The 18,800-nt window shown below is 62.6% G+C and carries 17 protein-coding genes and 1 pseudogene; 16 read left to right on the top strand and 2 right to left on the bottom strand.

All coding sequences use genetic code 11. The features are described 5' to 3' along the window. Positions 1 to 151: 151 nt before the first annotated feature. From AC1RT4_RS25750 to AC1RT4_RS25735, 4 genes are all read left to right on the top strand, one after another. Complete coding sequence (locus AC1RT4_RS25750; RefSeq protein ID WP_493088825.1) at positions 152 to 811, top strand: transglutaminase-like domain-containing protein; 660 nt, start codon at positions 152 to 154, stop codon at positions 809 to 811. Positions 812 to 854: 43 nt separating this feature from the next. Continuing rightward, entirely contained in the window at positions 855 to 1,478 is a 624-nt protein-coding gene (locus AC1RT4_RS25745) for a glutathione S-transferase family protein (RefSeq protein WP_493088823.1), read from the top strand. A gap of 133 nt (positions 1,479 to 1,611) precedes the next feature. Continuing rightward, a complete protein-coding gene (locus AC1RT4_RS25740) occupies positions 1,612 to 2,544 on the top strand; it encodes an ABC transporter ATP-binding protein (RefSeq protein ID WP_007950762.1) in 933 nt (310 codons plus the stop codon). Further along, positions 2,541 to 3,320 (top strand): ABC transporter permease, encoded by a 780-nt coding sequence (locus AC1RT4_RS25735; RefSeq protein WP_007950763.1) that lies wholly within the window; start codon positions 2,541 to 2,543, stop codon positions 3,318 to 3,320. The genes AC1RT4_RS25740 and AC1RT4_RS25735 overlap by 4 nt, the downstream gene beginning before the upstream one ends. 54 nt (positions 3,321 to 3,374) lie before the next feature. On the opposite strand, the gene AC1RT4_RS25730 is transcribed toward AC1RT4_RS25735, so the two are convergent. After that, entirely contained in the window at positions 3,375 to 3,893 is a 519-nt protein-coding gene (locus tag AC1RT4_RS25730) for a DUF2062 domain-containing protein (protein WP_007950764.1), read from the bottom strand. A gap of 136 nt (positions 3,894 to 4,029) precedes the next feature. Between AC1RT4_RS25730 and AC1RT4_RS25725 the strand changes: the two are divergent. The 12 genes and pseudogenes from AC1RT4_RS25725 (at position 4,030) to AC1RT4_RS25670 (ending at position 15,480) form a co-directional block, all read left to right on the top strand. Continuing rightward, positions 4,030 to 6,272, top strand: a pseudogene (locus AC1RT4_RS25725) (DNA internalization-related competence protein ComEC/Rec2). Positions 6,273 to 6,350: 78 nt separating this feature from the next. Then, positions 6,351 to 6,986, top strand: coding sequence for a MotA/TolQ/ExbB proton channel family protein (locus AC1RT4_RS25720; protein ID WP_007950766.1), 636 nt, complete (start codon positions 6,351 to 6,353; stop codon positions 6,984 to 6,986). Then, complete coding sequence (locus tag AC1RT4_RS25715; RefSeq protein WP_007950767.1) at positions 6,983 to 7,411, top strand: ExbD/TolR family protein; 429 nt, start codon at positions 6,983 to 6,985, stop codon at positions 7,409 to 7,411. Before AC1RT4_RS25720 ends, AC1RT4_RS25715 begins: the two co-directional genes overlap by 4 nt. Further along, the gene (lpxK, locus tag AC1RT4_RS25710; protein WP_493088819.1) at positions 7,411 to 8,421 is read left to right on the top strand and encodes a tetraacyldisaccharide 4'-kinase; all 1,011 of its coding nucleotides are present in this window, start codon (positions 7,411 to 7,413) and stop codon (positions 8,419 to 8,421) included. The genes AC1RT4_RS25715 and lpxK overlap by 1 nt, the downstream gene beginning before the upstream one ends. 24 nt (positions 8,422 to 8,445) lie before the next feature. Next, positions 8,446 to 8,631 carry a Trm112 family protein gene (locus AC1RT4_RS25705; RefSeq protein WP_003179363.1) on the top strand — a complete coding sequence of 62 codons (186 nt, stop codon included), beginning with the start codon at positions 8,446 to 8,448 and terminating at the stop codon, positions 8,629 to 8,631. Then, positions 8,628 to 9,392, top strand: a complete 765-nt coding sequence (gene kdsB / locus AC1RT4_RS25700) for a 3-deoxy-manno-octulosonate cytidylyltransferase (protein WP_064383500.1) — start codon at positions 8,628 to 8,630, stop codon at positions 9,390 to 9,392. The genes AC1RT4_RS25705 and kdsB overlap by 4 nt, the downstream gene beginning before the upstream one ends. Further along, on the top strand, positions 9,392 to 9,856 hold the full coding sequence (locus AC1RT4_RS25695; protein ID WP_493088816.1) for a low molecular weight protein-tyrosine-phosphatase: 465 nt from the start codon (positions 9,392 to 9,394) through the stop codon (positions 9,854 to 9,856). The genes kdsB and AC1RT4_RS25695 overlap by 1 nt, the downstream gene beginning before the upstream one ends. Continuing rightward, positions 9,853 to 10,872, top strand: a complete 1,020-nt coding sequence (gene murB, locus AC1RT4_RS25690) for a UDP-N-acetylmuramate dehydrogenase (RefSeq protein ID WP_493088814.1) — start codon at positions 9,853 to 9,855, stop codon at positions 10,870 to 10,872. Before AC1RT4_RS25695 ends, murB begins: the two co-directional genes overlap by 4 nt. Positions 10,873 to 11,118: 246 nt before the next feature. Continuing rightward, entirely contained in the window at positions 11,119 to 11,589 is a 471-nt protein-coding gene (locus AC1RT4_RS25685) for a (2Fe-2S)-binding protein (RefSeq protein ID WP_039770687.1), read from the top strand. Beyond that, a complete protein-coding gene (locus AC1RT4_RS25680) occupies positions 11,586 to 13,907 on the top strand; it encodes a xanthine dehydrogenase family protein molybdopterin-binding subunit (RefSeq protein WP_007950775.1) in 2,322 nt (773 codons plus the stop codon). The genes AC1RT4_RS25685 and AC1RT4_RS25680 overlap by 4 nt, the downstream gene beginning before the upstream one ends. Further along, positions 13,907 to 14,887: an XdhC family protein gene (locus AC1RT4_RS25675; RefSeq protein ID WP_085607339.1), complete on the top strand. Its 981-nt coding sequence runs from the start codon at positions 13,907 to 13,909 to the stop codon at positions 14,885 to 14,887. Before AC1RT4_RS25680 ends, AC1RT4_RS25675 begins: the two co-directional genes overlap by 1 nt. After that, entirely contained in the window at positions 14,884 to 15,480 is a 597-nt protein-coding gene (locus AC1RT4_RS25670; protein WP_493088811.1) for a nucleotidyltransferase family protein, read from the top strand. The genes AC1RT4_RS25675 and AC1RT4_RS25670 overlap by 4 nt, the downstream gene beginning before the upstream one ends. Before the next feature lie 67 nt (positions 15,481 to 15,547). Here AC1RT4_RS25670 and rne read toward each other — a convergent pair whose 3' ends face one another. After that, positions 15,548 to 18,769: a ribonuclease E gene (gene rne / locus AC1RT4_RS25665; protein ID WP_493088809.1), complete on the bottom strand. Its 3,222-nt coding sequence runs from the start codon at positions 18,767 to 18,769 to the stop codon at positions 15,548 to 15,550. Between the last annotated feature and the right edge of the window lie 31 nt (positions 18,770 to 18,800).

Raw genomic sequence — 18,800 nt, 5'->3', positions numbered from 1 at the left:
AACCCCGGATGTCTTTTGTAGGTTCGGTGGGCAACACGCGTGGGAAATCGTTCGCCACTTCCGCGTCTTTGCGTGCATGTTTGGCCGAAACGTCGTTATCTCTGTGCTGAACCTCTCGCTAGACTCGGGGCTCAATCAGGAGAATGTCGTCATGCACGAGTATCTGAGCCCCGGCCGCTTCATCGATAGTGACCACCCCTCGGTGGTGGAGTTCGCCGAGCAGCACCGTGGTGCCAGCCGTGATCCGCTCGCGCAGGCGATCAGTCTTTATTACGCCGTGCGCGAGGCGGTGCGCTACAACATGTACACCTTCAGCCGCGACCCGCAGACCTTGCGCGGCAGCTACGCGCTGGCGGCGGGTGAAAGTTATTGCGTGCCCAAGGCCACGTTGCTCGCCGGTTGCGCGCGCCATTGCGGGATCCCCGCACGCATCGGTCTGGCGGATGTGAAAAATCATCTGTCGACGCCGCGTCTGCTTGAACTGCTGAGAAGCGAAGTGTTCGCCATGCATGGTTATACCGAGCTGTTTCTCAATGACCGATGGGTGAAAGCCACACCCGCGTTCAACCAGAAACTCTGCGAAATGTTCAACGTTGCGCCGCTGGAATTCGACGGCATGAACGACAGCGTTTTTCACCCGTACAACAGCGATGGCGCGCTGCTGATGGAGTACCTGGTCGATCACGGCCAGTTCGCCGATGTACCGGAATCTTTTTTCTTCGAACATCTGCAGAAATGTTATCCGCACCTGTTCAACGATCAGCAGACGCCACTGTCCGGTGACATGCGCGGTGATGTCGGCAGCCTCTGATCCGGCGTATGCTGCCTGCCCATTTACTGGAAAAGAGGCGGTCATGCTGAAGATCTGGGGTCGCAAGAATTCGTCGAATGTCAGAAAGCCGTTGTGGGCTGCCGAAGAGCTCGGGCTGGCCTACGAGGCCATCGATGCCGGTGGCGCGTTTGGTGTGGTCGACACGCCGGAGTACCGGGCAATGAACCCGAACGGGCGGGTGCCGGTGATTCAGGACGATGGTTTTGTGTTGTGGGAATCCAATGCCATCGTGCGTTACCTGCTGGCAAAACATGCGGCTGATACTTCGTGGTACCCGGCGGATCCGCAGACCCGCGCCACCGCCGACAAGTGGATGGACTGGACGACTTCCAGTTTTGCAGGACCGTTTCGCACGGTGTTCTGGGGCGTTCTGCGTACCCCGGCAGACAAACAGGACTGGCCGGCGATCCATGCGGCGATCAAGGAATGTGACGGCTTGCTGGCGATGGCCGATGAGGCACTGAAGCACCAGCCGTATCTGTCCGGTGATGAAATCGGCATGGGCGATATCCCGCTCGGCAGTTTCATTTATGCCTGGTTCGAGATGCCGATCGAGCGCGCGCCACAACCGAATCTTGAGGCCTGGTACGCGCGGTTGAAGCAGCGTCCGGCGTATCAGAAAGCTGTCATGACCGCGTTGACTTAATACCTACTATCGACACACTTGACTGTACTTGTGCGGCGACGGCAAGCACCATTGCGCTCGAGCGCTGCGGTTGTCTTCCTCGCCGCCGGCCTTTTATCAGTCCTTTTTTCTTCACTGGGTGCGTAAATCCGATATGAGTTCCGCTCTGTCCATCCGGCAGCTAACCAAAACCTACGGCAACGGGTTCCAGGCCTTGAGTGGTATCGATCTGGACGTCGCCGAAGGTGACTTCTTCGCCTTGCTCGGCCCCAACGGCGCCGGCAAATCCACGACCATCGGCATTCTCTCGACCCTGGTCAACAAGACCAGCGGCACCGTGAATATCTTTGGCCACGACCTGGACAAGAACCCGGCCGCACTTAAGCGCTCGATCGGCGTGGTGCCCCAGGAATTCAACTTCAACCAGTTCGAAAAGACCTTCGACATCGTCGTGACCCAGGCCGGTTACTACGGCATTCCGGCGAAAATCGCCAAGGAACGCGCCGAGCAGTACCTGACCCAGCTCGGCCTGTGGGACAAGCGCGATGTGCCGTCGCGTTCGCTGTCCGGCGGCATGAAGCGTCGCTTGATGATCGCCCGGGCGCTGGTGCATGAACCGCGACTGCTGATCCTCGATGAACCGACCGCCGGCGTCGACATCGAACTGCGTCGCTCGATGTGGACGTTCCTCACCGAACTGAACCAGAAAGGCATCACCATCATCCTCACCACCCACTACCTGGAAGAGGCTGAGCAGCTGTGCCGCAACATCGGCATCATCGACCACGGCACCATCGTCGAGAACACCAGCATGCGTCAGCTGCTCGGCCAGTTACATGTGGAGACTTTCCTGCTGGATCTGAAGAACGGTCTGAGTGCCGCGCCGCAACTGGCGGGTTATCCCGCACGTCTGCTGGATGGCCATACCCTGGAAGTCCAGGTCGACAAGTCCATGGGCATCACCGCGTTGTTCGGCCAACTGGCCTTGCAGAACATCGAAGTGCTGAGCCTGCGCAATAAAACCAATCGCCTTGAGGAGTTGTTCGTGTCCCTGGTGGAGAAAAATCTGTCGAAGGTGGCGGTATGAGTTCCGAGCTGCGCCCCAACCTCGTTGCCCTCAACACCATCGTTTACCGCGAAGTCAGACGCTTCACCCGGATCTGGCCGCAGACCCTGCTGCCGCCGGCGATCACCATGGTTCTGTACTTCGTGATCTTCGGTAACCTGATCGGCCGGCAGATCGGCGACATGGGTGGCTTCACCTACATGGAGTACATCGTGCCGGGTCTGATCATGATGTCGGTGATCACCAACTCCTACGGCAACGTGGTGTCGAGCTTCTTCGGCAGCAAGTTCCAGCGCTCCATCGAAGAACTGATGGTGTCGCCGGTGTCGCCGCACACGATCCTGATCGGTTACACCATTGGTGGCGTCCTGCGAGGCCTGATGGTGGGTGTGATCGTGACGATCCTGTCGCTGTTCTTCACCCATCTGCAGGTACACCATCTCGGTGTGACGGTGCTGGTGGTCGTGCTGACCGCGACGATCTTCTCGCTGCTGGGCTTCATCAACGCCGTGTTCGCACGTAACTTCGATGACATCTCGATCATCCCGACCTTCGTGCTGACCCCGCTGACTTACCTCGGTGGCGTGTTCTATTCGATCACCTTGCTGCCGCCGTTCTGGCAGACCGTGTCGCTGGCCAACCCGGTGCTGCACATGGTCAATGCCTTCCGTTACGGCATCCTCGGTGTGTCGGACATTCGCATCGGTATCGCGATCACCTTCATGCTGGTGGCGACCGTGGTGTTGTATATCGGTTGTTCGCGGTTGCTGGTGAGCGGGCGCGGCATGCGCACCTGATCCCTTCAATGCTGCAATGAAAAACGGCCTCCCACAGTGGAGGCCGTTTTGCATTCACGCCTGGCGCCTTTTCTTGCGCCGCGCCCATTGCCGGGCCACCCACCAGCGCCAGTACATCATCACCAGACAATAGGCGAGGGCGCCCAGTGCCAGCCCGACCACCACCGAGCCCAGCAGGAACGGTTGCCACAAGGTCGAGAGTTCGCCGCTGATCCATTCCCAGGTCAATTCGTCGGGGAGCGTGCGGGCGGGCACATCCATCAGCCAGGCCCCGGCCTGATACGTGCAGAAGAACACCGCCGGCATGGTAATCGGATTGGTCAGCCAGACTAGACTCACGGCAATCGGCATGTTGCCGCGCACCATGATCGCGAGGACGGCGGCCACCAGCATTTGCGCGGGAATCGGCAGGAACGCGGCGAACAGGCCAACGGCCATGGCGCGGGCCACCGAGTGTCGGTTGAGGTGCCAGAGGTTCGGGTCATGCAGCAACGTGCCGAGAAAGCGTAAGGATTTGTGTTCCCTGATGCTCGTCGGGTCGGGCATGTAACGTTTGAATAAGCGCCGGGGCATAAGGCTTCTCGGTCGGTTAAGGCGGCAAGTATGTCTGGATTCTACGAACCGCCCATTCAGACTTTGTGACAATTGATAACGACGGTCGTGCCCCGCAACCGCTATGCCTGAAGGTGGGACTCTCAAGGACGGGCTTATGCGCACAGGGATGATGGCGCTGGCGGTCGGTCTGCTGGCTCCGGTTTTTTGCCGGCCTTGCCGCCGGTCGGGTTATTGCTGGTGTTGCCGTGGGTGGCGCTGATGCTGCTGCCGTTTCGCAGCTATCCACTGGCGTTTTTACTGCTTGGATTCGCATGGGCGAGCTTCAACGCGCAGATGGCGTTGAATGATCGACTGCCTTCCCGGCTGGATGGCGAAACGCGCTGGGTGGAAGGGCGGGTCGTCGGCTTGCCGCAGAATGCCGAAGGGGTCGTGCGTTTCGAACTGGCCGATGCGCGCTCGCGTCACGAGAAACTGCCGTCGCTGATTCGTCTGGCGTGGTACGCCGGGCCTGAGGTCAAAAGCGGCGAACGCTGGCGACTGGCGGTCAAGCTCAAGCGCCCCGGTGGTCTGCTCAATCCGGATGCGTTCGATTACGAAGCCAGGCTGCTGGCGCAGCGCATTGGCGCCACCGGGACGGTGAAGGATGGCCAGCGTCTGGCGCCGGCGCAGTGGGCCTGGCGCGACAGCATTCGCCAGCGCCTGCTTGCAGTGGATGCCCAGGGACGTAACGGCGCCCTGGCTGCGCTGGTTCTCGGCGATGGCTCGGGGCTCAGTCGCGAAGACTGGCAGACCTTGCAGGACACCGGCACCGTGCACCTGCTGGTGATTTCCGGTCAGCACATCGGGCTGTTGGCAGCGTTGATGTATGCGCTGGTGGCCGGGCTGGCGCGGGTCGGGATCTGGCCGTTGCGTTGGCCCTGGCTGCCCTGGGCGTGCGGTCTGGCATTCACGGCGGCGCTGGGTTACGGCCTGCTGGCCGGGTTCGATGTGCCGGTGCGGCGGGCCTGCGTAATGGTTGCGCTGGTGTTGTTGTGGCGATTGCGATTTCGCCATCTCGGTGCCTGGTGGCCGTTGCTGCTGGCCTTCAATGGTGTGCTGTTGATGGATCCGCTGGCCAGTCTGCGTCCGGGGTTGTGGCTGTCCTTTATCGCGGTCGCCGTGCTGATCTTCACCTTCGGCGGCCGTCTGGGGCCGTGGCGCTGGTGGCAGACCTGGACGCGCGCGCAGTGGCTGATCGCGATCGGCTTGTGCCCGGTGCTGGTGGCGCTGAGCCTGCCGATCAGTCTCAGTGGGCCACTGGCCAATCTGCTGGCGGTGCCGTGGGTCAGTTTTGCGGTGCTGCCGCCAGCGTTGCTCGGCACTCTGTTGCTGCCGATCCCCTACGTCGGGGAAGGGTTGCTGTGGCTGGCCGGTGGACTGATCGATGGATTGTTCCGGGCGCTGGCCCTGATTGCCGGGCGCTGGCCAGCGTGGGTGCCGCCGACGATGGAAGGGTGGGTCTGGGCGCTGGGAGGTCTTGGTGCAGTGCTGTTATTACTGCCCCGAGGCGTTCCCTTGCGTCCCTTGGGCTGGCCGTTGCTGCTGGTGCTGGCATTTCCGCCTCGAGAGCGTCTGGCCGAAGGCGTGGCCGATGTCTGGCAACTGGATGTCGGCCAGGGCCTGGCGATTCTGGTCCGCACCCGGCATCACGCCTTGCTGTACGACAGCGGCCCGCGTTCCGGCGATTTCGACCTCGGTGAGCGAGTGGTGCTGCCGGCATTACGCAAACTGGGGGTGGAACACCTCGACCTGATGCTGCTCAGCCATGCCGATGCCGATCACGCGGGTGGCGCACTCGCCGTGGCGAAAGGATTGCCGGTCAGCCGGGTCATCAGCGGCGATCCGCCGGGGCTGCCCGAAGCGCTGAACGCCGAGGCCTGTGAAAGCGGCCGGCAATGGCAGTGGGACGGCGTTGCCTTTCATTTATGGCAGTGGGCCGACGCCCACGACAGCAATCAGCGTTCCTGCGTGTTGCAGATCGAAGCCAACGGCGAACGGTTGCTGCTGACCGGCGACATCGACACCGCTGCCGAACGGGACCTGCTCAACAGCGCGCTGGCAGTTCAAACCCAGTGGCTGCAAGCCCCGCATCACGGCAGCCGCAGTTCCTCATCGATGGCCTTGCTCAAGGCTTTGCAGCCTCAGGCCGTGCTGATTTCCAGAGGGCAGGGCAATTCGTTCGGCCATCCGCACCCGACGGTCATCGCCCGTTACCGCAAACAGGGCATACACATCCATGACAGCGCCGAGCAGGGCGCCATTCATCTGCAACTGGGGCGGTTTCAGCCGGCCCGGTCGATGCGTCAACAACGCCGCTTCTGGCGCGACCCGCCGTTGCCGGGGGCGGAGTACCGTTGAGCACGGTCGTCGGGGCGACGGGTCTTTATCGCGAACCGGTATGGTAAAGTGGCGCACTTTTTCGAGGGGGCTGTCACTGTGTGGGAATTGGTCAAATCCGGCGGCTGGATGATGTTGCCGATCATTCTGAGTTCCATCGCCGCCATGGCGATCGTCGCCGAGCGCCTGTGGACCCTGCGCGCCAGTCGCGTCACCCCTGAGCATCTGCTGGGTCAGGTCTGGGTCTGGATCAAGGACAAGCAGCTCAACAAGGAAAAACTCAAGGAATTGCGCGCCAACTCGCCGCTGGGGGAAATCCTCGCCGCGGGCCTGGCCAACTCCAAGCATGGTCGCGAGATCATGAAAGAGTGCATTGAAGAAGCGGCCGCCCGGGTCATCCACGAGCTGGAACGCTACGTCAACGCGCTGGGCACCATCGCTGCCATGTCGCCGCTGCTCGGTCTGCTGGGTACGGTGCTGGGCATGATCGACATTTTCAGCGCCTTCACCGGTTCCGGCATGACCACCAACGCTTCGGTCCTGGCGGGCGGTATTTCCAAGGCCCTGATCACCACCGCTGCGGGCCTGATGGTCGGTATTCCGGCGGTGTTCTTCCACCGTTTCCTGCAACGCCGCATCGATGAACTGGTGGTGGGCATGGAGCAGGAAGCGATCAAACTGGTGGAAGTGGTGCAGGGCGACCGTGACGTCGATCTGGCCGGGGAAAAAGCGTGAAATTCCGTCGCAAGCCCCGGGAAACCATCGACATCAACCTCGCGTCGCTGATCGACGTGGTGTTCATCCTGTTGCTGTTTTTCGTCGTGACCACCACCTTCACCCGCGAAACCCAGCTGCGCGTCGACCTGCCGGAAGCGGTCAGTGGCTCGCCGGCCGAGGACCAGCAGGTCAAGCAACTGGACGTGGCCATCAGCGCCGAAGGCGTGTTCTCGGTGAACAACAAGATTCTGCCGAAGAACGATCTGGCGACCCTGATGGAAGCCATGCAGAAAGAAGCCAACGGCGACACCAACATGCCGTTGTCGATCAGTGCTGACGGCAAGACTCAGCACCAATCCGTGATCACCGCCATGGACGCGGCCGGCAAGCTCGGTTTCAGCCATCTGCGCATGACCACGGTCGAGGCGGCGCCCAAATCCTGATGGCCATGTCCGATCGTCTGCTCGCCGCGTGGTATCAGGGGCACCCGGCCCTGACGCTGTTGCGGCCGCTGGAGTGGCTGTACCGCCGCGTCGTGGCCGGCAAGCGTCAGCGCTTTCTCGACGGCGAGGGTGAGATCTATCAATCCCCGGTGCCGGTGATCGTGGTTGGCAACATCACCGTTGGCGGCACCGGCAAGACGCCGATGATCCTGTGGCTGATCGAGCACTGCCGACGCCACGGGCTGCGGGTCGGCGTGGTCAGCCGCGGTTACGGCGCCAAACCGGCGCAACTGCCGTGGCGGGTCGAAGCTGACCAGACTGCCGACATCGCCGGCGACGAACCTTTGCTGATCGTGCAGCGCACCGGCGTACCGCTGATGATCGACCCCGATCGCAGCGCCGCCGTCAGAGCCCTGCTGGACAGTGAGCCGCTGGACCTGATCCTGTCCGATGACGGCATGCAGCATTACCGCCTCGCGCGGGATCTGGAACTGGTGCTGATCGACGCCGCCCGTGGTCTGGGCAACCAGCGCTGCCTGCCCGCCGGCCCCCTGCGCGAACCGGCCGAGCGCCTGCAAAGCGTTGACGGCGTGCTGTTCAACGGCGCCCTCGAGGACCGCGACGGCGGATTCGCTTTCCGCCTCAAGCCGTCGGCGCTGGTCAATCTGCGCAGCGGCGAACGCCGGTCTATCGATCATTTTTCACCCGGTCAGGCCGTGCACGCGGTGGCCGGGATCGGCAACCCGCAACGTTTCTTCAATACCCTCGAAGCGCTAGACTGGCGGCCTGTGCCCCACGCATTTGCTGATCACGCTGAATACAGCGTGCAGGCCTTGAGTTTCACGCCGTCATTGCCAGTGGTGATGACTGAAAAGGACGCGGTGAAGTGCCGTGCCTTTGCCGCCGACGACTGGTGGTACCTGGCGGTCGATGCCGTGCCGTCGCCGGCCTTTGTGGCCTGGTTCGACACGCAGTTGATGCGCCTGTTGCCGGATCGTCTTTCGCCTTAATCCGTTTTTATCCAGGGAATGTTCATGGACACCAAATTGCTCGATATCCTCGCCTGCCCGGTCTGCAAAGGCCCGCTCAAACTCAGCGCCGACAAGACCGAACTGATCAGCAAGGGCGCCGGTCTGGCGTACCCGATCCGCGACGGCATTCCGGTGATGCTGGAAAGCGAAGCCCGTACCCTGACCACCGACGAGCGTCTGGATAAATGACCACCGCCTTCACCGTTGTCATCCCGTCGCGCTACGCCTCGACCCGTCTGCCGGGCAAGCCGCTGCTGGACATCGCCGGCAAGCCGATGATCCAGCACGTCTGGGAACAGGCGAGCAAAAGCAGCGCCAGCCGTGTGGTCGTGGCGACCGACGACGCGCGCATCGTCGAGGCCTGCAAGGCTTTCGGCGCCGAAGTGGTGCTGACCCGTGAAGATCACAACTCCGGCACTGACCGTCTGGCTGAAGTGGCTGCGAAGCTGGGCCTTGAGCCGGATGCGATCGTGGTCAACGTGCAGGGTGACGAACCGCTGATCCCGCCGAGCGTGATCGATCAGGTCGCCGCCAACCTCGCGGCCCACACCGAAGCGCGCATGGCCACCCTGGCCGAGCCGATCGAGGACGTGGAAACCCTGTTCAACCCGAACGTGGTCAAGGTTGTCAGCGACCTCAACGGTCTGGCGCTGACCTTCAGTCGCGCGACCCTGCCATGGGCTCGCGATGCGTTCGCCAAGAGCCGCGACGTGCTGCCGGAAGGCGTGCCGTATCGTCGCCACATCGGCATTTATGCCTACCGCGCAGGCTTCCTTCAGGACTTCGTGAGCTGGGGCCCGTGCTGGCTGGAAAACACCGAATCCCTCGAACAGCTGCGTGCCCTGTGGCACGGCGTGCGGATTCACGTGGCTGACGCGTTGATCGCGCCGCCGACCGGGGTCGACACCGCCGAAGACCTCGAGCGCGTCCGTCGCCTGCTGGAGGCCTGATGCGCGTTCTGTTCGTGTGCCTGGGCAACATCTGCCGTTCGCCCACTGCCGAAGGCGTGTTGCGCCACAAGTTGCGTGAAGCGGGGCTGGCGGATCAAGTCGAAGTGGCCTCTGCCGGCACCGGTGACTGGCACGTCGGCAATCCACCGGACAAGCGCAGCCAGGCCGCGGCCAAGCTGCGCGGTTATGACCTGTCGGCGCAACGCGCCCAGCAGGTCAGCCGCGCCGATTTCGCCAGCTACGACCTGATCCTTGCCATGGACAACAGCAACCTGCGCAACCTCAAGGCCTTGCAACCGTCCACCGGCAAGGCCGAGCTGGACCTGTTTCTGCGCCGCTATGCAAGTGTGGTCGACGAGGTGCCGGATCCGTATTACGACGGCGATCAGGGTTTCGAGCAGGTGCTGGATCTGATCGAGCGTGCCTGCGATCAGCTGTTGATCGAAGTGAAGGGGCGGTTATGAGTTTGCAGGTACAGCCGCAGGTTTCCCTGAAACCCTTCAATACCTTTGGCGTCGACGTTCGCGCGCAGCTGTTTGCCGAAGCACACAGCGACGCCGATGTGCGCGAAGCTCTGGCGTATGCGAGTGCCCACGACATGCCGTTGCTGGTGATCGGTGGCGGCAGCAACCTGTTGCTCACGGCGGACATCCCGGCGCTGGTGCTGCGCATGGCCACTCGTGGCATTCGCGTCATCAGCGACGACGGCAACCGCGTGGTGATTGAAGCCGAAGCTGGCGAGCCGTGGCACCCGTTCGTGCAGCACACATTGGCGCAGGGTTTTTCCGGGCTGGAGAATCTCAGTCTGATCCCCGGCACCGTCGGCGCCGCGCCGATGCAGAACATCGGTGCCTACGGTGTCGAGATCAAGGATGTGTTCGCCGGCCTGACGGCGCTGGATCGCCAGACCGGTGAGCTGCGCGACTTCAGTCTGGAAGAGTGCAACTTCGCCTACCGCGACAGCGTGTTCAAGCAGCAGCCGGGTCGTTGGCTGATCCTGCGGGTGCGCTTCGCATTGGATCGAGTCGCGCATCTGCACCTGGAATACGGCCCGGTGCGTCAGCGCCTGACCGAGCAGGGCATCGAACAGCCGACGCCGACGGATGTCAGCCGCGCCATTTGCAGCATCCGCAGTGAAAAACTGCCGGATCCGGCGGTGCTCGGCAATGCCGGCAGCTTCTTCAAGAACCCGCTGGTGTCGACGGCCGTGGTCGCACAGATCAAGGCGCAGCACCCGGATCTGGTGGCTTATGCGCAACCGGACGGGCAGATGAAACTGGCGGCCGGTTGGTTGATCGAGCGCGCCGGCTGGAAAGGTTTCCGTGAGGCCGATGCCGGCGTGCATAAATTGCAGGCGCTGGTGCTGGTCAACTACGGCGCGGCGACCGGGCTGCAATTGCTCGATCTGGCCCAGCGCATCCAGAAAGACATTTCAGAACGTTTCAATGTCGAGCTGGAAATGGAGCCCAATCGCTATTGAGGCTACGCTTTCAAGGCTGAACCCAAAGCCCTGCACTATTTAAAAAGTGCAGGGCTTTTTTGTTAATCGCGGGTTAACGTAGCCAGCTAACGATACCAGTCATTTGCTCCACCAAAGGCCCGGTGCAGACGTTCCCGTCGGCACAAGAGAGCCTGATTAGCCTGAGCCGATCTGCGCGAACCACCACCGTCCCTGCGGTGGCAGATGGCTCGACCCCATAACCTCCATGAATATGCGGGCGTGCCCATGATTACCCTGAAACTTAATGGTCAAGACCATCCACTCGATGTCACCGAGGACATGCCGCTGTTGTGGGCGATCCGTGATGTCGCCGGTTACAACGGCACCAAATTCGGCTGCGGCATGGGCCTGTGCGGTGCGTGCACCATTCATATCGACGGCGCGCCGGCGCGCAGTTGCATCACCCCGATCGGTTCGGTGGTCGGGCAGAACGTGACCACCATCGACAACCTGCATGCCGACCCGGTCGGTCAGATCGTCCAGCAAGCCTGGCTCGACACGGCTGTGGCCCAATGCGGTTACTGCCAGGGCGGGCAGATCATGTCCGCCACTGCGTTGCTCAAGACCAACCCGAACCCGAGCGACGAGCAGATCGAAGAGGCGATGGTCGGCAACATCTGCCGCTGCGGCACCTACAACCGGATCAAGACCGCGATCCGTCAGGCCTCCACTCACCTGAAGGAGGCCAAGGCATGAGCCGTCTACCGAACGATTTCGCCCTGAGCAACCTGAGTCGCCGGGGCTTCCTCAAGGGCGTCGGCGCCACCGGCGCGTTGGTGCTGGCGGCGAGCTGGGGCTGGCAGGATGCGCTGGCCGAAGACAAACCGAAGCAGTTCGGCGCCGACGGCATGCCCAACGGCTGGATCGACGATCCGAAGGTCTACGTCAGCATTGCCGCCGACGGCACGGTGACCGTGGTCTGCAACCGTTCGGAAATGGGCCAGGGCGTGCGCACCAGCCTGACCATGGTGGTCGCCGATGAACTGGAAGCCGACTGGGCCCACGTCAAGGTTCAGCAGGCGCCGGGCGATGAAGTGCGCTTCGGCAACCAGGACACCGACGGCTCGCGCAGCATGCGTCACTGGTACGAACCGATGCGCCGTTGCGGCGCCGCCGCGCGGACCATGCTGGAGCAGGCTGCCGCCGCGCAGTGGAAGGTGCCGGTCGGCGAATGCCGCGCGCAACTGCATAAAGTCATTCACACACCGTCCGGGCGCGAGCTGGGTTACGGTGAGCTGGCCGCTGCGGCGAGTGCGCTGACGGTGCCGGCCCGTGACAGCCTGCGGCTCAAGCAGCCGTCGGAATTCCGCTACATCGGCAAGGAAGGCACCAAGGCCATCGACGGTGCCGACATCGTCAATGGCCGCGCGGTGTACGGCGCCGACGTGCATTTCGACGGCATGCTGTTCGCGGTCATTGCGCGACCGGCGGTGTACGGCGGCAAGGTCAAGTCGGTGGACGACAGCGCCGCGCTGAAAGTGCCGGGCGTCCTCAAAGTCATCCAGATCGAACCCCGGCCATTGCCTTCGGAGTTCCAGCCGTTGGGCGGCGTGGCCGTGGTGGCCAGCAACACCTGGGCCGCATTGAAGGGTCGTGAAGCGCTGAAAATCGAGTGGGACGATGGCCCGAACGCCACTTATGACTCGGTCGCCTATCGCAAGGAGATCGAAGCCGCTTCGCTGAAGCCGGGCAAAGTGGTGCGCAATACCGGCGACATCGACAAGGCCATCGGCAGTGCAGCCAGCACGCTCGAAGCGTCTTATTACTTGCCGCATCTGGCCCAGGCGCCGATGGAGCCGATGGTCGCCATCGCTCGTTACAAGGATGGCACCTGCGAGGCGTGGGCACCGAGCCAGGCGCCGCAGGTTACCCGCGAGCGTATCGCCGAACGCTTGGGGCTACCGTTCGATAACGTCACCTTCAATGTCACGCTGTTGGGCGGTGGTTTCGGCCGCAAGTCGAAACCGGACTTCGTCGTTGAAGCTGCCGTGCTCGCCAAGGAATTTCCTGGTAAAGCTGTACGCGTGCAGTGGACCCGGGAAGACGACATCCACAACTCGTATTTCCACACCGTGTCCGCCGAATACCTCAAGGCCGGCGTCGGCAAGGACGGCTTGCCGTCCGCCTGGTTGCACCGCACGGTGGCGCCGAGCATCACGGCGCTGTTTGCGCCGGGCATGAATCACGAAGCCGCGTTCGAGCTGGGCATGGGCTTTACCAACATGGCCTACGCGATTCCCAACGTGCGCCTGGAAAACCCTGAAGCCACGGTTCATACGCGGGTGGGCTGGTATCGCTCGGTGTCGAACATTCCCCATGGTTTTGCGATCCAGAGCTTTGTCGACGAACTGGCGCACAAAGCCAAGGAGGATCCGCTCAAGTACCAGATCAAGCTGCTCGGCCCGGATCGGCAGATCGACCCGCGCACGCTCAGTGAAGAATGGAACTACGGCGAATCCCCAGAGCGTTATCCGATCGACACCGGCCGTATGCGCACCGTGCTGGAAACGGCAGCCAAGGCGGCGGGTTGGGGCCGTCAACTGCCCAAGGGCCGTGGTCTCGGATTGGCGGTGCATTACAGCTTCGTCACCTACGTGGCGGCGGTGATCGAAGTCGAGGTCAAGGACGACGGCACGCTGATCGTGCACAAGGCCGATATCGCCGTGGATTGCGGCCCGCAGATCAACCCCGAGCGCATCCGTTCGCAGTTCGAAGGCGCCTGCGTGATGGGACTGGGCAACGCCGTGTGGGGCGAAATCAGCTTCAAGGACGGCAAGGTGCAGCAGGACAACTTCCATATGTATGAGGTGGCGCGCATGTCGCTGGCGCCGAAGGAAGTCGCGGTGCATCTGGTGACGCCGCCGGGCGAGGTGCCGCTGGGTGGTGTCGGTGAGCCGGGCGTGCCGCCGATTGCGCCGGCGCTGTGCAACGCGATCTTCGCCGCTACCGGTCAGCGCATCCGTAACCTGCCGGTGCGTTACCAGTTGCAGGGCTGGCAAAAGGCGCAGGCGTGATGGACAGCGCCGATCTCAATGTCCTGCGCAGCGTGCTCGAATGGCGCCGCGCCGGGCAGCGGGTAGTGTTGTTTTCGGTCGTGCAGACCTGGGGCACCGCGCCCCGGGCGCCCGGCGCGATGCTGGCGTTGCGTGAAGATGGCGTGGTGATCGGCTCGGTGTCCGGCGGTTGCGTCGAAGACGATCTGATCGCCCGGCTGCACGATGGGCGGATTCCCGCCAACGGGCCGCCGGTGCAGTTGATCACCTACGGCGTAACGCAGGAAGAAGCCGCGCGCTTCGGCCTGCCTTGCGGCGGCACCCTGCGCCTGACCGAGGAGCGCGTCGGCGATCCGGCGTGGGTCGCCGAGTTGCTGGATCGCTGCGAGGCCCATGAAATCGTCGCGCGTGAGCTGAACATTGGCACTGGTGAGGTGGTGTTGCGACCGGCCGGCAAGACTGACACCTTGAGCTTCGACGGCCAGACCCTGCGTGCCATTTACGGCCCGCGCTGGCGCCTGCTGTTGATCGGCGCCGGGCAGTTGTCGCGGTATGTGGCAGAGATGGCGCGGCTGCTGGATTTCGAAGTGCTGATCTGTGATCCGCGCACCGAATTCGTCTATGGCTGGGAAGAGCAGCATGGGCGGTTTGTGCCCGGCATGCCGGACGAGGCGGTACTGAATATCCAGACCGATGAACGCACGGCGATTGTCGCGCTGACTCACGATCCACGGCTGGACGACATGGCGCTGCTCACGGCGCTCGACTCCAAAGCGTTCTACGTCGGTGCACTCGGCTCTCGGGTCAACAGCATCAAGCGTCGGGAAAATCTCGCTGAGCTAGGCTTGTCAGAAGCGGCCATCGCCCGTTTGCACGGGCCGATCGGTTTGCATATCGGCAGCCATTCCCCGGCGGAAATCGCTTTGTCGCTGTTGGCGGAAATCGTCGCGATCAAGAATGGTGTCGAGCTCAAGCAGAAGAAAACAGTGGAGAGTGTATGAGCCGATCCATCGGAGTGATTGTGCTGGCGGCGGGCGAGGGCAGCCGCTTTCGCGAGGTGGCGGGTGCCGACAAGGACAAGTTGCTGGCCGATTGCACCGGGCGCGATGGCGCAGTGCGTTCGGTGATCGAGCAGGTGCTGGTGAACCTGCCGGCGAGCCTCGACCGGCGAGTGCTGGTGACGACCGAGGCGCGGCCGCAGGCGATGCGCATGGCGCAGGCTTATGGGTGTGACATTGTCTCGATCGAATCCACGGGAATGGGCGACAGCATCGCGGCGGGTGTGGCGGCTTGCCCGGATGCCGATGGCTGGCTGATTGTGCTGGGCGACATGCCGTTCATTCTGCCGTCGAGCATTGAGCGGGTCGTGGCGGCGATTGCCGAGGATGCGGTCAGCGTACCGACGTTGAACGGTGATTATGGGCATCCGGTCGGGTTTGGTCGCTCGTTCGCTGCGGGGCTGATGGCCTTGTCCGGTGACCGGGGCGCGCGACCGTTGTTTGCTCAAGGTCGGGTGATTGAAGTCGCAGTGGATGATCCGGGGGTATTGTGGGATATCGATGTGCCGGATGCGCTGGTTTTCCCGCCATCCTGATAAAACCTTGAGATATAAAAAAGCCCCGCCTGGTTTACCAGGCGGGGCTTTTTATTGGCTTTTGGAATCAGACGAGGGGTTTGGTCTCGTGCTCTTTTTCCTGGGCCTCTTCGTGTTGCTCGACCGCTTCCTGAACGGAGCGTGGTGCTTCGGCAATCACGGCTTCAACGGCAACTTCTTCAGCGACCGGGGCAGGAGCTGCCTCGACCACTTCGGCAGCTGGAGCAGCAGCGGCAGCCAGTTCGGCTTCCTTCTGCAGACGCTCTTCTTCACGCTTGCGACGACGCACTTCACGCGGATCGTTCGGCGCGCGACCGCTTGGGGTCAGGGCGCTGACCGGAGCAGCTTCAACCACTGGCGCTGGTGCTTCGGCAACTACTGGCGCTTCAACCACAGGGGCTTCAACGACCGGTGCCGGTTCAGCAACAACGACTGGCTCGGCAGCCTTGGCTTCTTCAACAACAGGCGCTTCAACCACTGGCGCTGGTGTTTCAGCGACAGCCGGCTCGGCGACCCAGTTGAATGCGGTTTGTTCTTCGCGAACTTCACGCACGGTTTCGGTCACGGTTTCAGCGACGGTTTCGACAACCGACTCTTCAACAACGACTGGTGCTTCGAAGGTCACTGCTGGTTCGGCAGCCGCTTCAACCTGAGGCTGAGCTTCGCGAACCGGAGCCACTTCGACTTCCGGAGCGGCAGCTACTTCTACCGGAGTGGTTGCTTCAACAACCGGTGCTTCAACTGGAGCAGTTTCCAGGGTTGCAGCAGTGGCGCGTTCAGCTTGCTCGTGGGCCTGAGCTTCGGCTGGAGCGCTGATCACGGTGCTGGCAACAGCAGCGGTAACAGCCAGACCAGCGGCCAGATCGGCAGTGCTTGGCGCTTGAGCGTTTTCGCCGGACTCGGATTCTTCCGAACCTTCGATCACGTTGCCGTTGGCATCACGCTGACGCTCGCGACGGTTGCTGCGACGACGCTGACCACGGGAGCGGCGGCGTGGACGATCGCCTTCGGCGTTCTCCGAACCGTCTTCCGGCAGTTGCTCTTCGTTGGTGGTGATTTCTTCTTCAGCGACGGCAGCAGCGGCCTGTTCGGCACGCGGTTGACGCTCTTCACGCGGAGGACGTGGCGCACGTTCTTCACGTGGCTGACGGGCCGGACGCTCTTCAGCGGTGGCGGCGGCAGCAACGGCCGGAGCGGCATCCAGAGGTTCGCGCAGTTCACGTACGCGTTCTTCACGCTCGCCACGTGGCTTGCGATCTTCACGCGGAGCACGTGGTGCACGCTCTTCACGAGGGGCGCGTGGTGCGCGTTCTTCACGGGCTACCGGTGCTTCGTCACGGGATTCGCGTGGCTCGCGGACTTCACGTGGTTCGCGCGGCTGACGCTCTTCACGCGGCTCACGTGGGGCGCGCTCTTCACGCGGTGCACGTTCTTCGCGCGGCTTGCGTTCTTCATCGCGGCGACCGTTACGGTTGCGGCTCTGCTGACGACCGTTGCGACGCTCTTCGTTGCGGGCCGGACGCTCGGTGGCAGGTTTTTCAACCACAACCGGAGCCACTGGCTCTTCCTTGGTGGCGAACAGGCTGACCAGCGACTTCACCAGGCCTTTGAACAGGCTTGGCTCTGGCGCGGCAACCGGAGCAGGTGCCGGGGCCGGAGCGGCGACTTCGGTCGGAACCGGAGCGTTGGCGCGGGCCGGAGCGGTCTTGACGGCGGCTTCCTGGCGAACCAGGGTGCGGGTCGCGGCGGCTGGCTGGACGTCTTCGACATCGGCGGCAGCGGCAGCGATTTCGTAGCTGGACTGGTTGGTCGCGGCTTCCGGGCTGTCGTCACGCAGGCGCTGAACTTCGAAATGCGGCGTTTCGAGGTGATCGTTCGGCAGGATGACGATGCGGGCGCGGGTGCGCAGTTCGATCTTGGTGATCGAGTTGCGTTTTTCGTTGAGCAGGAACGCGGCCACCGGGATCGGCACTTGAGCGCGAACTTCGGCGGTGCGGTCTTTCAGGGCTTCTTCTTCGATCAGGCGCAGGATCGCCAGAGACAGCGATTCGACGTCACGGATGATGCCGGTGCCGCTGCAGCGCGGGCAGACGATGCCGCTGCTTTCGCCCAGCGAAGGACGCAGGCGCTGACGGGACATTTCCAGCAGGCCGAAGCGCGAGATGCGGCCGATCTGCACGCGGGCGCGGTCGGCTTCCAGGCATTCGCGGACTTTCTCTTCCACGGCGCGCTGGTTCTTGGCAGGGGTCATGTCGATGAAGTCGATGACGATCAGGCCGCCGATGTCGCGCAGGCGCAACTGACGGGCGATTTCTTCGGCCGCTTCAAGGTTGGTCTGCAGGGCGGTTTCTTCGATGTCGCTGCCTTTGGTGGCGCGCGCCGAGTTGATGTCGATGGACACCAGGGCTTCGGTCGGATCGATGACGATGGAGCCGCCGGACGGCAGTTCGACGACGCGCTGGAAAGCGGTCTCGATCTGGCTTTCGATCTGGAAACGGTTGAACAGCGGAACGCTGTCTTCGTACAGCTTGATCTTGCTGGCGTACTGCGGCATCACCTGGCGGATGAAGGTCAGGGCTTCGTCCTGGGCTTCAACGCTGTCGATCAGCACTTCGCCGATGTCCTGGCGCAGGTAATCGCGGATGGCGCGGATGATCACGTTGCTTTCCTGGTAGATCAGGAACGGCGCGGAACGATCCAGCGAGGCTTCTTTGATGGCGGTCCAGAGTTGCAGCAGGTAATCGAGGTCCCACTGCATTTCTTCGCTGCTGCGGCCCAGGCCTGCAGTGCGCACGATCAGACCCATGTCGGCCGGAGCGACCAGACCGTTCAGCGCTTCACGCAGTTCGTTGCGCTCTTCGCCTTCGATGCGACGGGAGATGCCACCGGCACGCGGGTTGTTCGGCATCAGCACGAGGTAACGGCCGGCCAGGCTGATGAAGGTGGTCAGGGCTGCGCCCTTGTTGCCACGTTCTTCTTTTTCGACCTGAACGATGACTTCCTGGCCTTCGCTCAGGACGTCCTTGATGTTGACGCGGCCTTCAGGGGCTTTCTTGAAGTATTCGCGGGAGATTTCTTTGAGGGGCAGGAAGCCGTGGCGCTCGGAGCCGAAATCGACAAAGGCAGCCTCAAGGCTTGGTTCGATGCGAGTGATGCGGCCTTTATAGATGTTGGCCTTTTTCTGCTCGCGTGCACCGGATTCGATGTCCAGGTCGTAGAGGCGCTGGCCATCTACCAGTGCAACACGCAACTCTTCGGGTTGAGTTGCGTTAATCAGCATTCTTTTCATGTAGTACCGTCGGTTTCCGGGCTGCCGGAAA

Source organism: Pseudomonas sp. GW821-FHT11D10, assembly GCF_058808435.1.
This window is presented reverse-complemented; position numbering and strand designations above follow the sequence as displayed.

What these genes read in the sequence shown, in the direction of transcription:
- kdsB (WP_064383500.1), top strand. Translation starts at nt 8,628, where the DNA reads ATGACCACCGCCTTCACCGTTGTCATCCCGTCGCGCTACGCCTCGACC.
- AC1RT4_RS25745 (WP_493088823.1), top strand. Translation starts at nt 855, where the DNA reads ATGCTGAAGATCTGGGGTCGCAAGAATTCGTCGAATGTCAGAAAGCCG.
- AC1RT4_RS25730 (WP_007950764.1), bottom strand. Translation starts at nt 3,893, where the DNA reads ATGCCCCGGCGCTTATTCAAACGTTACATGCCCGACCCGACGAGCATC.
- AC1RT4_RS25685 (WP_039770687.1), top strand. Translation starts at nt 11,119, where the DNA reads ATGATTACCCTGAAACTTAATGGTCAAGACCATCCACTCGATGTCACC.
- rne (WP_493088809.1), bottom strand. Translation starts at nt 18,769, where the DNA reads ATGAAAAGAATGCTGATTAACGCAACTCAACCCGAAGAGTTGCGTGTT.
- AC1RT4_RS25740 (WP_007950762.1), top strand. Translation starts at nt 1,612, where the DNA reads ATGAGTTCCGCTCTGTCCATCCGGCAGCTAACCAAAACCTACGGCAAC.
- AC1RT4_RS25680 (WP_007950775.1), top strand. Translation starts at nt 11,586, where the DNA reads ATGAGCCGTCTACCGAACGATTTCGCCCTGAGCAACCTGAGTCGCCGG.
- AC1RT4_RS25735 (WP_007950763.1), top strand. Translation starts at nt 2,541, where the DNA reads ATGAGTTCCGAGCTGCGCCCCAACCTCGTTGCCCTCAACACCATCGTT.
- AC1RT4_RS25750 (WP_493088825.1), top strand. Translation starts at nt 152, where the DNA reads ATGCACGAGTATCTGAGCCCCGGCCGCTTCATCGATAGTGACCACCCC.
- AC1RT4_RS25670 (WP_493088811.1), top strand. Translation starts at nt 14,884, where the DNA reads ATGAGCCGATCCATCGGAGTGATTGTGCTGGCGGCGGGCGAGGGCAGC.
- lpxK (WP_493088819.1), top strand. Translation starts at nt 7,411, where the DNA reads ATGGCCATGTCCGATCGTCTGCTCGCCGCGTGGTATCAGGGGCACCCG.
- AC1RT4_RS25705 (WP_003179363.1), top strand. Translation starts at nt 8,446, where the DNA reads ATGGACACCAAATTGCTCGATATCCTCGCCTGCCCGGTCTGCAAAGGC.
- murB (WP_493088814.1), top strand. Translation starts at nt 9,853, where the DNA reads ATGAGTTTGCAGGTACAGCCGCAGGTTTCCCTGAAACCCTTCAATACC.
- AC1RT4_RS25695 (WP_493088816.1), top strand. Translation starts at nt 9,392, where the DNA reads ATGCGCGTTCTGTTCGTGTGCCTGGGCAACATCTGCCGTTCGCCCACT.
- AC1RT4_RS25675 (WP_085607339.1), top strand. Translation starts at nt 13,907, where the DNA reads ATGGACAGCGCCGATCTCAATGTCCTGCGCAGCGTGCTCGAATGGCGC.